This window comes from Phyllobacterium sp. 1468 (assembly GCF_031455525.1).
Taxonomy (GTDB): domain Bacteria; phylum Pseudomonadota; class Alphaproteobacteria; order Rhizobiales; family Rhizobiaceae; genus Phyllobacterium.
This window is the reverse complement of the sequence record NZ_JAVDSX010000003.1, coordinates 580,843-595,082: the sequence shown is the minus strand read 5'-3', so window position 1 is coordinate 595,082 and position 14,240 is coordinate 580,843. Positions and strand designations below refer to the sequence as shown.

At 57.9% G+C, this 14,240-nt stretch carries 9 protein-coding genes and 1 tRNA gene; all 10 read right to left on the bottom strand.

Annotated elements, in window-relative coordinates; all coding sequences use genetic code 11:
• The coding region (ppaT, locus tag J2X72_RS11990) for a pyridoxamine--pyruvate transaminase (RefSeq protein ID WP_310072158.1) at positions 1-1,151 on the bottom strand (1,151 nt) is incomplete at its 3' end.
• Positions 1,152-1,229: 78 nt separating this feature from the next.
• Complete coding sequence (locus J2X72_RS11985) at positions 1,230-2,108, bottom strand: transglutaminase family protein (protein ID WP_310072156.1); 879 nt, start codon at positions 2,106-2,108, stop codon at positions 1,230-1,232.
• A gap of 209 nt (positions 2,109-2,317) precedes the next feature.
• A complete protein-coding gene (locus J2X72_RS11980; RefSeq protein WP_310072155.1) occupies positions 2,318-4,720 on the bottom strand; it encodes a circularly permuted type 2 ATP-grasp protein in 2,403 nt (800 codons plus the stop codon).
• Between the two features lie 22 nt (positions 4,721-4,742).
• On the bottom strand, positions 4,743-8,078 hold the full coding sequence (locus J2X72_RS11975; RefSeq protein WP_310072153.1) for a transglutaminase family protein: 3,336 nt from the start codon (positions 8,076-8,078) through the stop codon (positions 4,743-4,745).
• A gap of 393 nt (positions 8,079-8,471) precedes the next feature.
• A complete protein-coding gene (gene cysQ, locus J2X72_RS11970) occupies positions 8,472-9,272 on the bottom strand; it encodes a 3'(2'),5'-bisphosphate nucleotidase CysQ (protein WP_310072151.1) in 801 nt (266 codons plus the stop codon).
• Between the two features lie 77 nt (positions 9,273-9,349).
• Positions 9,350-11,299, bottom strand: coding sequence for a sulfate adenylyltransferase subunit CysN (cysN, locus tag J2X72_RS11965; protein ID WP_209997648.1), 1,950 nt, complete (start codon positions 11,297-11,299; stop codon positions 9,350-9,352).
• The gene (cysD, locus tag J2X72_RS11960) at positions 11,299-12,204 is read right to left on the bottom strand and encodes a sulfate adenylyltransferase subunit CysD (RefSeq protein ID WP_310072148.1); all 906 of its coding nucleotides are present in this window, start codon (positions 12,202-12,204) and stop codon (positions 11,299-11,301) included. Before cysD ends, cysN begins: the two co-directional genes overlap by 1 nt.
• 402 nt (positions 12,205-12,606) lie before the next feature.
• Positions 12,607-13,065 carry an RbsD/FucU family protein gene (locus J2X72_RS11955; protein ID WP_209997651.1) on the bottom strand — a complete coding sequence of 153 codons (459 nt, stop codon included), beginning with the start codon at positions 13,063-13,065 and terminating at the stop codon, positions 12,607-12,609.
• Positions 13,066-13,086: 21 nt separating this feature from the next.
• Positions 13,087-14,016 (bottom strand): ribokinase, encoded by a 930-nt coding sequence (gene rbsK / locus J2X72_RS11950; RefSeq protein WP_310072147.1) that lies wholly within the window; start codon positions 14,014-14,016, stop codon positions 13,087-13,089.
• Positions 14,017-14,096: 80 nt separating this feature from the next.
• Positions 14,097-14,171, bottom strand: a tRNA-Gln gene (locus tag J2X72_RS11945).
• Positions 14,172-14,240: the final 69 nt, after the last annotated feature.

The window sequence follows — 14,240 nt, the reverse complement described above, 5'->3', positions numbered from 1 at the left end:
TTCATATTCAACTGACGGAAACGACAGGGCATTGCATCCTCCTGAAAACAAAGAGGGTTTAGTATCTGTTGCAGTTGAAAATAGAATGTGCCGGCGAAGTCAGGCTGTGCCGAAGGGCCCATATGGCCAACACGGAGCACCCTACCCGCCGTCTCCGCGCGCCCAAGCGAGACAAGAATGCCATGGTCGTGCAACAGGCGATCGCGCAGCGCCACGTCGCTGATGTTTTCCGGCACCTTGAAAACGGTCGCCGTCGGAGAGCAGAAAGCTTCTTCCTTTGGCCACAAAGGCAGCCCCAGCTCGAACAGGCCCTTTCGCGTGATTGCCGCGGTCACCGCATGGCGGGCCCACACGTTTTCGGGGCCCTCCTCCACATAACGATCGAGCGCGGCGTTCAGCGCATAAATCTCGCCAATGGAAGGCGTAACAGGAAAAGGCTTTCCAGGTTCGGATGCGTCCTTCCAGGCAAGGAGGCTCAGGAATGAGCCCACCGGCGCGTCGGGATTGGTTTCGATCTTCGCCCAGGCACGCTCGCTCAACGCAATCAAGCTCAAGCCAGGCGTGCTGCCAAGACATTTCGAAGGCGACGTGATGAAAATATCCGCGTGGGCTTCCTGTGGATGCACATTCAGGCCGCCGAAGGATGACACGGCATCGACAATGAGGTATGCGCCATGCCCAGCGACCACCGTCCCAATTTCGTGCAAAGGATTGAGCGTGCCCGATGGCGTGTCGTGGTGGCATAGCGACACAACCGAGATATCGGGTCGCTTTCTTAATGCCTCGCGAATAGCCTGAGGATCGATGACATCATCATAGGGTACGGCGAGTTCGATGACTTCCTTTCCATACCGTGAGGCCCAGATGGCAAAACCCTTGCCGTAAACACCGGAAACAAGGTTGAGGACGACATCGTTTTTTGAAATCAATGCGCCTGCCGCCGCCTCGATACCAAGAATAGCCTCACCCTGCATGATCACCGGAGCAATGTCGCAGCGAAGCGCCTGACGCAGCTTTTCGGTGACGTCCGCATAGAAGATTTGAAATGCCGGGTGATAGTCATAGAGCACCGGCGATCCCAGCGCCGCAAGGACTTCAGGATAGGCAGGAACTGGACCAGTGGTGAGCATCAGGGGCGGTATGGGAAGCATGGTGCAGACCATATTCTCGGGATTTCCAGAAACCAAGAAAAACCATTTCAATAGTATGCGGAATATGGATGCCGATTCTCACTCCAGCGGAATCACATCGACAGACTGTTTGCCTTTTTGCGAACCGCTTGTCTTGAGCACGCCCACAATGGGTGACACATCGGAGTAGTCGCGGCCGTAGCCAATGGTGATGTGATCGTTCCCCGCAACCATATTGTTGGTCGGATCCAACTCCTGCCATCCGGCTTCCCGTCCGCACCATGCGCGCACCCAAGCGTGCATCGCATCAGCGCCTTCCAGCCGCTCCTTGCCCGGCCGCGGGATTGTTCGCAAAAAACCGCTGACGTAACCGGCCGGAATGCCCAGTCCGCGCAGCCCTGCAATCATCACGTGGCTGAAATCCTGGCATACACCCGCCTTCAGATCGAATGCCTGACGCGCGGTCGTCCGCACGTCCGTCGCATCACCATCATAGGTGAAGTCCGCATGGATGCGCTTGTTGAGATCATTGACCACTTCAATCACCGTCCGCGCATCGACAAGGCTTTGCGCCGCGTAGGCCGTGATATCCGAGTCGATCGCTGCGTGAGCGCTCGTGGCCAGGAAATGGTGCGGCGCATCGGCGGCAATCGACCAGACGCTGCGTATCTCCTTCCGCAGTCCGGCAAGATCGGGCGAAACATCGAGCATATTCTGCGGCCGCGTCACATTCACCCGTGCCATCATCGTCACATCAAGCGTCTCATGCGGATTGCGATAGACGATCGAGGTCACGCTGGTGGAGAAAAAGTCCGTAAATTCGGAGCGCTCCGCTGAAACCGGATCGAACGAGAGGCTGGAGGCGACAATGCGTTGAATGCCGGGCATCGCCTGCGGCATGACCCGGATGTGGTGCCGCCCACCCGCAGCAGACCGCTCATAATCGTAGTGAAGATGAAGGCGGATATTGTACAACATGCTAGGCCGAAACCTCACTGTAGGGTGGAGATGGTGTGAGGCTTTTCCTTCGGATACGAGGAGCAAAGGCGACGGGCCGGTTTGCCCGCTTTCGAGCCATTGCACCAAAGTGGCCGGAGGACGGGCCCCGCCCTCTACGCTTCTCCTCGCATCTTCTTGCCGTTTCGGGCGTCATTGTCGATCCTATAACGAGTGTACGGCCTAAGCCTTCAGGCGAAGTAGGTGTCGGAAATCATATTGGAAAGATTGCCCAATTCGAATTCTATTGTCTCGAGCTTTTCAGGCGTGAGGTCGCTCGCCTCCATAATCGCAAGCTCCGTATGCAGACGCAGCACTTCCTTGGAAAATTGAGGCATGTGAGTGTCCGCATCACGCGCCGGCAGCAGACCAAATTCCGTCTTAAGCGCGTCAAGCTGGAAGATGATCGAGCGCGGATTGAGTGGATCGAGCCCCAGGAGGTCAAGCACGCTGAGACGGCCTGAATAAACGCTGTACTGGCGCCGATGGGTCATGACGCTGTCGCCAATCTCGAGCAGCATTTCCAGGGCGCCCTCTGCCGCGTCATCCCGCGACAGCGTCGCCAGAATGCGCGTCATCTGGATGCCACGCTCCAAGCGGCGGCCGATTTCGAGGAACCGCCATCCCGTGAAACGATACATGTTTTCATGCACAAGGCCGGAGAATCCGGCGAGCTTGCGCAGGATAATCGTCATGGCGCGCGTGGCATCATCGCCCGGCGAAACCGCATCGTTAAAACGGTGAATCGTCTTCGACAGGTCGCGCAATGCCAGCCAGCCGTCGGGCGAGAATCGGTCGCGGACGCGGCCCGCACTCAACATGGCGCCGTCAATGGAGCGCTGTAACCCCTTTGGAATTGCCGTATCCAGATTGACGCCAAGCGGCTTCAGGTAGGCGCGCATTTCCACCAGCAGCGGAATTTCCATATTCGCCGCTTCGGCATAGCGCGCATGGCAGGCGCGCAGTATCCGCGCTGTGCCTTCAGCGCGCTCGATGTAGCGCCCCATCCACATCAAATTTTCAGCAGCGCGGCTAGGCAGCGTGCCCGGCACATTACGCCGGAATGTGTCATCCTCGCGTGGCAGCAATGTATCCTTGGGAACGGATCCGCTACTCGTAATCCAGACATCGGCCGCCTGTCCGCCCCGCTGCATGGCAATCGCCGCGGTGTCCATCGTGCGCCCGACCCGGGCAAAGCCGCCCGGCATGAAGCTCCAGCCGTCCTTGTGGCGCGCCGCAAAAACACGCAACACGAATGGCCGCGGTTCCAGCTTGCCATTGACATAGACCGGCGTGGTCGAAAGCTTGACTTTTTCCTGGCCGACCAAGCCGCGCCCGTCTTTCTCCAGCCTGCCGAGAAGCGCGGCCCTCGCATCGGCATCGAGCGACGAGCCAAGCACTGTTGCGTCCACATCCTCGAAAGGAAGGCGCGTCGAAAGTGCCGGGCCAACCATCATCTGGTCGAGCCGGTTTATGACATGTTTGCGCTCCTTCTCCTGCCCGCACCACCAGGTGGCAATGCTTGGAAGCGCGAGATCGCGATTGTGCAGCGCCTTGGAAATCGCCGGCAGAAACGCCAGAAGAGCACGCGTTTCGAGTATTCCGGAGCCGAGCGCGTTGACTAGCGAGACCGACTGCTGACGGAGTGCCCCGACAATGCCGGGCGTGCCGATCCACGAGTCGGTTTTAAGCTCGAGCGGGTCCATATATGCGGCATCCATCCGCCGCCATAAAACGTCGACAGGCTTGAGACCGGAGACAGTGCGCACCATCACCCGGCCGTTGCTGACTGTCAGGTCATCACCTTCCAGAAGCATGAAGCCGAGATACCGGGCAATATAGGCATGTTCAAAATAGGTCTCGTTGTTGGGTCCAGGTGTCAGAATCGCAGCACGTCCCTGTGGATCAGTGACGAGGCTCTGCAGCGAATCGCGGAAATCCTTGAAGAACCCCGCGAGACGGTACACGTTCATGGCACCGGAAATATCCGAAAGTGCGCGTGTCGTCGCCACTCTGTTTTCGAGTGCGAAACCGGCACCGGAAGCCGCCTGCGTGCGATCGCCCAGCACCCACCACCGGCCATCAGGCGCACGCCCAAGTTCGAATGCGCAGAAATGCAGGAAATGGCCGCTCGCCGGTTTTACGCCTGCCAGCGGATGCAGGAATTCCGGGTTGGACGCAATCAGATCCGGCGGCAATACTCCATCGCGGATCAGTTTTGTCTCGCCATAGATATCCGCGACGATCTCCTCCAGGAGGTCGGCTCGCTGGGTGAGGCCGGCAGTGATTGTCTGCCAATCAGCTTCATTGATCAGAATCGGGATATGCGCCAGCGGCCACTCGCGTTCCTGCGTGCCGTTCTCATCGTAGACACGGTAAAACACACCGGCATCGAGCAAGTACTGGTTGGCGCGGGCAAAACGAGTCGCGAGCTTTTCAGGACCAATCTGGTCGAGCGTGTGGAGCAGCGTTTCCCAGCCCGGCCGCACCGCACCCGATGGATCGATCATCTCGTCGGCTACGCCAGGCAGGGGCTTATAGCTTGCAAGCAGGCCCGAACGGGCGAGGGATGGAGCTTGGCTCACCTTTGACATCGTCGCTTTTCGATACCTGTGTTCACACGCGTGGCCTTCGCAGATCAAGTGTCATCGGAAACTCCGCTGCGGGCTGTTCCCTTCTAAGCTCGTAAGCTCCAGCCGTGTGCCCACGCGGCTCAAACCGGGTAAGCCTGCGTGCTTCCGCCTCGTTTGAGTTCACCGGAAACGTATCATAGCTGCGGCCGCCCGGATGTGCGACATGATAGACGCAACCGCCGATGGCACGTCCCGACCATTGATCGTAGAGGTCGAACACAAGCGGCGTATTGACCGGGATCATAGGGTGGAGGCCGGATCGGGGCTGCCACGCCTTGTAGCGGACACCGGCGACGGCCGTGCCTTGCACGCCGGTCATTTTCAGCGGCACTTCGCGCCCATTGCAGGCGACGCTATGGCGGGCAGGATTGAAGCCTTCGACCTTGACTTGAAGCCGCTCGACCGAACTATCGACGAAACGCACCGTACCGCCAATCGCACCTTGCTCCCCCATGACATGCCACGGTTCCAACGCCTGGCGCAGTTCAAGCTTGACGCCCTCATTCTCAATTTCGCCGCAGAACGGAAAGCGGAACTCGAGTTGCGCCTCGAACCATTCCGGGCGAAAATCAAAGCCGTTCTGGCGCAGATCAGCCAGTACATCCAGAAAGTCCTGCCAGACGAAGGCCGGCAGCATGAAACGGTCATGCAACGTGGTGCCCCAGCGCACAAAGCTCCCCTCGATCGGCGTATTCCAGAACCGCGCGATCAATGCGCGCACCAGCAATTGCTGCGCGAGGCTCATACGTGCATTGGGCGGCATCTCGAATCCACGAAACTCGACCAGGCCCAGTCTTCCAGTCGGACCATCTGGAGAAAACAGCTTGTCGATGCATATTTCCGAGCGATGCGTATTGCCCGTCACGTCGACCAGCAGATTGCGGAACAGGCGGTCGACGAGCCAAGGCAGCGGCGGCGTACCCTTGCCGGGTAGAGGCACCTGCGCCATCGCGATCTCGAGCTCGTAAAGACTGTCATGGCGCGCTTCATCGAATCGCGGCGCTTGGCTTGTCGGCCCGATAAACATCCCCGAGAACAGATAGGACAGTGACGGGTGACGCTGCCAATGTAGAACGAGGCTTTTCAGCAAATCAGGCCGGCGCAAGAACGGACTGTTGTTCGGTGTCTCGCCGCCGACCACAACATGATTGCCGCCGCCAGTACCGGTATGGCGGCCGTCGATCATGAATTTGTCAGCGCCAAGCCGCGTCTGCCGCGCTTCTTCATAGACAGCCGTCGTTATCTCGACGCATTCGCGCCAGTTCGACGCCGGATGAACATTCACCTCGATGACACCGGGATCTGGCGCAACGCGAATGACATTGATGCGAGGGTCCTGCGGCGGCCCGTAACCTTCGATGTGGACCGGCACCCCCAACCTTGCCGCCGCAGCTTCCGCCGCGCCAACAAGTTCGAGATAGTCTTCCAGCGCCTCGACCGGCGGCATAAAAACGCTCAATCGGCCATCGCGCGGTTCAACCGAAATGGCCGTGCGCACTGCACCGCCGATTTCACCTAGCTCCTGCTCGACGCGCTCCTGCTGGGTGCCCTCGGCCGCGGTGAACGAGGCCACAGTCTGGGGCGCGTCCCGAGGAGCCGCTCCAGGCTGAGCAACCGAATCCGGCAAAGCGCCGCGCTCGACAGATGGGTCTACGGGAACGATAAACGGATATTCAGATGGAGGAATGTGCGGCAAGGAACCGAGCGGCAGGCGATAGCCGACAGGTGAATCACCCGGCACCAGGAAAAGCTTGCCGCGGCGCGTTGTCCACCTCTCGCTACGCCAGCGCGGGCCAGCAGCGGCCTGGCTGTTCCAGCGCTGCACGGGAAGAACAAAGCCGGTCGGTTCCGTCAAGCCGCGCTCGAAGACGCGGGCCATGCGGCTGCGCTCTTCCGGATCCTTGAGCTTGGAATTGGAGGGATCGACGTTGGCAGGCAGATTGCCTTCCTTGACGATCCATTCGGCCGGGTCTTCGTAAGCAGGCGTGACCATCTCGTTCTCGACACCGAGCACCTCGGCCATGCCGGTCAGAAGCTTGCCCGCATCGTCCGGTTTGATCTTTGCCACGCTGGTCTCGGCTGCAATCAACTCCGGATTGATCCAGATCGGCTTGCCGTCCTTGCGCCAGTAGAGCGAGAACGTCCAGCGTGGAAGGCTCTCGCCGGGATACCACTTTCCCTGCCCGTAGTGCAGGAACCCGCCCGGAGCGAAACGTTCGCGCAGGCGGCGGATAAGCTTGTCTGCCTTTTCGCGTTTGGTGGGGCCGACCGCATCGGTATTCCACTCTCCGGATTCGAAATCGTCGATCGATACGAATGTCGGCTCGCCGCCCATTGTCAGGCGCACATCGCGCTCTTTGAGAAACGCGTCGACCTTTTCACCGAGTGCATCCAGCGCTGTCCAGGATTCATCGGAGAATGGTTTGGTGATGCGCGGGTGTTCGGAGACGCGTGTAACACGCATATCGAAGCCGAATTCGACATTAGCGGGTTCCGCCATGCCAGAAATCGGAGCCGCGTTGCGATAATGCGGCGTGGCAGCAAGCGGCACGTGGCTTTCGCCAGTCAAAAGACCGGATGTCGGATCAAGACCGATCCAGCCAGCACCCGGCAGATATACCTCGCACCATGCATGAAGATCGGTGAAATCCTGGCTCGTGCCGGCGGGCCCGTCCAGCGAAACCAGATCGGGCTTCAACTGGATCAGATAACCGGAAACAAACCGTGCCGCCAGACCAAGATGGCGTAACGCCTGCACCAGCAACCAGCTCGAATCACGGCAAGAGCCCGTGCGAACGTCCAGCGTCACTTCCGGCTCCTGCACACCGGTTTCCATTCGAATGACATAGCCAACTTCCCGCTGGATACGCGCATTGAGATCCACGACGAAATTCACGGTGTTTGTTGCAGTACGATCGACAGTCGCAAGAAAATTCGAGAGCAGCGGACCGATCGGGTCCGGTTTCAGATAGATCGACAGGTCTTCTTTTATGTCATCAGGGTAAGCGAAGGGCCAAGTCTCGGCGACGGGTTCCACGAAAAAGTCGAACGGATTGTAGACCGTCATGTCGGCGATGAGATCAACTTCGATCTTGAGTTCCGTCACCGGCTCCGGGAAAACGAAGCGCGCCAGGAAATTGCCATAGGGGTCCTGCTGCAGATTGACGAAATGATTGGCCGGACTGACCTTCAACGAATGGCTGAGAACTTTGGTCCGGGAATGGGGCGCAGGCTGCAGACGGATCACTTGCGGCCCGAGCATGATCGGGCGGTCATATTTATAGTGGGTCAGATGATAGACTGCTGCGTGAATTGCCATGTCGCCTCAAATTTTTTTCTGAAATGCTTGTCCCCGAAGAACCGTAGCCTACTCCACGCCTTTGTTAAATGTCCCTGCCAATTATTTTAGCACGGAAGAAGTATGCCGCATAAAAGGGCTTGGCGGCACAACTTGGAACGCCGCCGCGACCTGGCGAATACAACCCTGCATTCGTTGCCGCCAAGGATCATCGCAGCCACCTTTGCCGGGTTTTGTGAGTGAAGCAGAAAACACCGAGCCAGCGGTGTATCAGGGAAGATTGGCCTGTCTGACCTCGGGCAAGGGCCTTGCTCGCGAGACAGGAGGTAACGCTATGTGGTTTCTGCCACTGCGCATCACCCCGAAATTGAAAAAGACACGGGCGAGAACGCTTCCAGCCAACTATGAAAGGCTCTAGAACCTTCCGCGCGCCACAAAGCTGGGATTAGCGAAGTCAGCATCATTGGCCTGGTTGCGGCGGCCATAGGTCAGTGGCTTGCCGTCGAGGGTCAGCGTGATGCCGCCCGCGGCGCGGAGAACCGCGTCACCCGCCGCCGTGTCCCATTCCATCGTTCGGCTAAGCCGCGGATAGATATCCGCTTCGCCCCGCGCCAACAGTCCGAATTTGATCGATGAGCCAACCGAGACGCAATTGGCGATGGCAAAATCCTTCAGATACTCATCCGTTTCCGGCGTACGGTGCGAGCGGCTGGCAACGGCGATCATCTCCTTCGGCGCAGTCCGGCACGAGATGCTGTTGCGCGTGGTTACACTCCCCGTGGAATCGACGGTCACTTCCTGCGCGCCGTTCCGGCCGCCGGTAAACAGCCACCCGCGTACCGGAGCATAGACGATGCCCAGCACCGGAGCGCCGTCTTCGATCAAGGCGATGTTGACGGTGAAATCCCCATTGCGATTGACGAACTCCCGCGTGCCGTCGAGCGGATCAACCAGATAAAAGCGGTTGCCGAGATCACCGGGCACATGCCCGCTGGAAATCTCTTCCTCCGCCACGATCGGAATATCGGGCGTTGCCTGACGCAGCGCCTCCAGGATGATGGCTTCCGCCGCGTGATCAGCAGCGGTGACCGGCGACTTGTCGTCTTTCAACGCCACGTCGCAGCCCTCTATGTAAATGCGCAGAATTTCGCGTCCAGCAACAATCGCCGTGGATTCGAACATCTGAAGCAGGGCAGGATAGTTTAAGGCGTTCATGCCCTTCCCTCTGGCCTGTTTCCCACGGCCATGGCGAGATTCGCGATCGGGCCAGCATGGCTTGATATCAGCATGGCCTAAATCGACCAGGAACTTTGATCGTAGTTGAAGATAATGCCGTGCTCTACAAGAAGCTTTTCAACCTCTGACGCCAGCTCTTCCGTTGTCCGACCAACTGTCTGCAAATGCAGTTCCGGATTCTCCGGTGCTTCATAGGGCGAGTCCACGCCGGTGAAATTCTTGATCTCGCCACGCAGTGCCTTCGCATACAACCCCTTGGGATCGCGCTTCGCACACTCCTCGAACGGCGTATCGACAAAGATCTCGAGGAATTCACCATCATCCAGCAGTTCGCGCACCATGCGGCGCTCGGAAGCAAACGGCGAAATGAACGATACGAGCACGATCAATCCGGCGTCCGCCATCAGCTTGGCCACTTCGCCGACACGGCGGATGTTCTCGACGCGGTCTTCTTCGGTAAAGCCAAGATCGCGATTGAGGCCATGACGGACATTATCACCGTCGAGAATATAGGTGTGCTTGCCCAGTGACGACAGGCGTTTCTCGACCAGATTGGCGATCGTCGATTTGCCGGAACCCGATAGGCCGGTGAACCACACGACTGCGGGCTTCTGGTCTTTTTGCGCAGCGCGCGATGCCTTGTCGACATCGAGCGCCTGCCAATGCACGTTGGATGCACGCCGTAGAGCAAAGTCGATCATGCCGGCGCCGACCGTCGCATTGGTCAGGCGGTCGATCAGGATGAAGGACCCTGTCGAGCGGTTCGACTTGTAGGCATCGAACGCGATTGGCACCTGCGTCGAAATGTTGACCACGCCAACTTCATTCAGATCAAGCGATTTGGCCGCTTCTTGCGCGAAACTATTGATATCGATTCGATATTTGAGATCTGTAATCGTCGCAGTGACTTGATCGGTTTCAGTCCGCAGAATGTAGGATCGCCCCGGGATCAACGCATGCTCGGCGAACCACACGACGTTGGCGGCGAATTGGTCCGCGACGTCAGGCCGTGCTTCGGGCGCCACCAGCATATTGCCGCGCGAAACCTCGATCTCGTCATCGAGAACGATCGTGACCGCTTCGCCCTCGCCGGCAGAGTTGAGATCGCCATCCCACGTGACGATGCGCTTGACCCGCGAGGACTTGCCGGATTTGGCGACGACGACTTCGTCGCCCGGCGCAACGCTGCCCGAGGCAATGGTGCCGGAAAAACCGCGGAAGTCGAGGTTGGGCCGGTTGACGAACTGAACCGGAAAGCGGAACGGACGTGCGTCATCCGCGCTTTCCAACGGCACGTTTTCCAGATGCTGCAGAAGCGCTGGTCCCTTGTACCAGGGCAGGTTCGCCGATGGCCCGATGACATTGTCGCCAAAGCGCGCCGAAAGCGGAATGGCCTGTATTGTCTTGAATCCAAGTTTGCTGGCAAACTCCTGATAATCCTCAACAATCTTGTCAAAAATATCCTGGGAATAGTCCACAAGATCGATCTTGTTGACGGCAAGAATGATGTTGCGAATACCAAGCAGTGACGCGATGAAGCTGTGGCGCCGCGTCTGGCGAAGAATACCCTGCCGCGCATCGACCAGCACGATTGCAAGGTCCGCGGTCGAAGCGCCGGTCGCCATGTTGCGGGTGTATTGTTCATGACCAGGCGTATCGGCAACGATGAACTTGCGCTTCGGCGTCGAAAAGAAGCGATAGGCGACGTCGATGGTGATGCCTTGCTCGCGTTCAGCTTCCAGCCCGTCTACCAACAGGGCGAAATCGATATCTTCGCCATTGGTGCCGTGCTTGCGGCTATCTTTGGTCAGCGCTGCCAGCTGGTCCTCGAAGATCAATTTGGTATCGTAGAGCAGACGCCCGATGAGCGTGGATTTGCCGTCATCGACGGAGCCGCAAGTAAGGAACCGCAGCAGCGATTTCTTCTCTTGTTCGGCCATATAGGCGCTGATTTCCTCGGCGGCTGAAGCTGCGGGCGAAATCTTGATCTGTCCCAGCTTAGACATCAGAAATAGCCCTCACGCTTCTTCTTCTCCATGGAGCCCGCCTCGTCCTTGTCGATCATGCGCCCTTGGCGCTCGGAGGTGCGTGACACGAGCATTTCGCTGACGATTTCCGGCAGCGTTGCCGCGTCGGACTCAACCGCTCCTGTCAGAGGATAGCAGCCAAGCGTGCGGAACCGCACCATTTTCTGCTGCAGCACTTCGCCGGGAAGCAGTTGCATCCGTTCGTCATCGCGCATGATCAGCATGCCGTCACGCTCGACAACCGGACGCCTCGCAGCGAAGTACAGCGGAACGATCGGAATTTCCTCCTGCATGATATATTGCCAGATATCCAGTTCGGTCCAGTTGGAGATCGGAAACACGCGGATGGATTCGCCCTTGGCAACGCGTGTGTTGTAGATTTTCCACATTTCCGGCCGCTGATTCTTCGGGTCCCAGGAATGCTGCGCATTGCGGAACGAGAAAATCCGCTCCTTGGCACGAGACTTTTCCTCGTCACGGCGTGCGCCACCGAATGCCGCATCGAACCCGTATTTGTCGAGTGCCTGCCGCAGCGCGACGGTTTTCATGATGTGCGTATGCGTGTTGGAGCCATGCGTGAAGGGCTCGATGCCCTGCTCGATGCCTTCCTGATTGCTGTGCACGAGGAGATCGAAGCCAAGCCGCTGAGCTTCTGAATCACGAAATGCGATCATCTCCTTGAATTTCCACGTGCTATCGACGTGGAGGAACGGAAATGGCGGCTTGGCCGGATAGAAGGCCTTCATCGCCAGATGAAGCATAACGGACGAATCCTTGCCGATCGAATAAAGCATCACGGGATTGGAGAACGTCGCCGCGACCTCACGAAAAATATGGATTGCTTCGGCTTCAAGACGCTGGAGATGCGTCAGGTTCTTGGTCATGAAAATTACTATCCACTCTCGCTGCCAGCACCAGCCGCAACGACTATCAACTGAATCACGCGGCGCATCAATATCGCCATTGCTCGCGGCAACATAGTGGAAGGGCGGCCTTTAAGGAAAGGATGGTTTCACAAGGGACTGGAAATCCGCGCCAATTTATTGCCGTGAACGACATTTTATCAGAATGCGATTCCATGGCCGGGCAACGACGGAGTCCAGCTTTTTTAAAAGATGCAATCCGTGGAAAATTGATCCCGGATTTTAGGGTGACTTTGAAAGACCCATCGAGAATCCAGCTTGATAAGACAGCTGGTGTGATTTTCGAGAACCGGAGCGCAGTGGACTTTCGGGTCCATGAGCGCCGGAAGCACAGAAAGCCACACCAGCTGGCCGTCAGAGCGGTTATCGAAGATCTTCTGGCGGGATCACGCCCTTCGTTAGGATAAAACACCCATAGAACCGCCGCTCGCCAGTGGCGATGACGCAGTAGGCATTCTTGGCGTGTTCATAGAAATCCATCCGGTCGATGGAGACCATCGGCCAATGCTTGCCTTCTGCGGCGTCGATCTCCGCCTGCATTTCTACCTGCACATCAGGAATTTCATCGGGACTGCCGACGATTTCCATGCGCGCGGCGGCGTCATCGACGAACGTGTCGAGCGGCATGACCGAGAGAATGGCACGCGCGGCACGCGGCGCGGTCACCGCGTCAATGCGCAACAGCCGGCCGAGCCGTGTCTGGCGCGCAATGGAATCCCCCGGAAAATTAGTGTCGCATATGACCAGCCGGTCGCCATGGCCCATAGCCCTCAGAGCGTAGAGGACGTCCGCATTCAACAATGGATCCAGATTCTTGAGCATGTTTCCTCCCGATATGTCTGATTATTTCGAGCGATTTTGCAGAAATTGATTGAATTCTTCGGCCGTCGCATAGGACTTCTGTGTGCCTTCGCGGGTAATTGAGTCAGCGGCATAGAGCGCCGCTTTTCTGAGCGAAGCTTCGAGCTCCCGACCCTCTACATAATAGCGAGCAAAGCTGCCGATGAAAGCATCACCGGCGCCTGTCGTGTCTTTCGGCTTGACTTTGAGGGGATCGATCAATGTCGAGGAAGTTGCCGTAATCAGGCGCGCGCCGCGGGAGCCGAGAGTGACGATGACCGTGCGGATTCCCTTGTCGATCAAGGAACGCGCTGCCGTTTCGATCTCGGGGTCTGTCCCGGTGGGCATGCCCGTCAGCAGCGCCAGTTCGGTTTCGTTGGGAACGACGAAGGTCGCCTTTGTGACCTGTTTCGGATCGAGATCAGGCGCAGCGGGTGCGGGATTGAGGATGGTTTCGATGCCATGCCGATCGGCGAATGCAATCGTGTAATAGACTGTCTCGAGCGGCACTTCCAATTGCATGAGGATGAGGTCGCAGCGCTTCAAATCTTCTGCGGCAGCATCGATATCGGCGGGCTTCAGATCATTGTTCGCGCCCTTGATGATAAAGATCGAGTTCTCGCCGCTTTCATCGACAAAAATCGGTGCAACACCGCTCGATTTACCCGTGACCGTCCCGACATGCGAAACATCGATGCCGTTGCTCTTGAGGTTGTCGATGGTGCTTTGACCGAAAACGTCGTCACCAACCTTGGTGACCATCATCACATCAGCGCCAAGTCTTGCAGCTGCGACTGCCTGATTGGCTCCCTTGCCGCCAAATCCCATTGAAAATGCCGGCGCCTCCAAAGTTTCTCCCGGCGCAGGCATGCGGATGATCGACGTAACGAGATCGGTCATGTTGCTACCAACGACCGCGATGCGACGTGCCATATTCGTTTCCTTTCAAGTCTTTTGCCAATGATCTATAGCAATGATTGGCCGGAAAGGAACAGGTCTTCTCATGAAATGAATGGCTGGGGCGGGAGGGTTCGAACCTCCGAATGGCGGTACCAAAAACCGCTGCCTTACCACTTGGCTACGCCCCAAAATGTCGACGCTGATGGGAATATTCGGCGTGACAGCGCGGCCTTATAACCTCTGGTTCCAGGTTGCGC

What these genes read in the sequence shown, in the direction of transcription:
- rbsK (WP_310072147.1), bottom strand. Translation starts at nt 14,016, where the DNA reads ATGGCACGTCGCATCGCGGTCGTTGGTAGCAACATGACCGATCTCGTT.
- cysD (WP_310072148.1), bottom strand. Translation starts at nt 12,204, where the DNA reads ATGACCAAGAACCTGACGCATCTCCAGCGTCTTGAAGCCGAAGCAATC.
- J2X72_RS11980 (WP_310072155.1), bottom strand. Translation starts at nt 4,720, where the DNA reads ATGTCAAAGGTGAGCCAAGCTCCATCCCTCGCCCGTTCGGGCCTGCTT.
- J2X72_RS11985 (WP_310072156.1), bottom strand. Translation starts at nt 2,108, where the DNA reads ATGTTGTACAATATCCGCCTTCATCTTCACTACGATTATGAGCGGTCT.
- cysQ (WP_310072151.1), bottom strand. Translation starts at nt 9,272, where the DNA reads ATGAACGCCTTAAACTATCCTGCCCTGCTTCAGATGTTCGAATCCACG.
- J2X72_RS11975 (WP_310072153.1), bottom strand. Translation starts at nt 8,078, where the DNA reads ATGGCAATTCACGCAGCAGTCTATCATCTGACCCACTATAAATATGAC.
- cysN (WP_209997648.1), bottom strand. Translation starts at nt 11,299, where the DNA reads ATGTCTAAGCTGGGACAGATCAAGATTTCGCCCGCAGCTTCAGCCGCC.
- J2X72_RS11955 (WP_209997651.1), bottom strand. Translation starts at nt 13,065, where the DNA reads ATGCTCAAGAATCTGGATCCATTGTTGAATGCGGACGTCCTCTACGCT.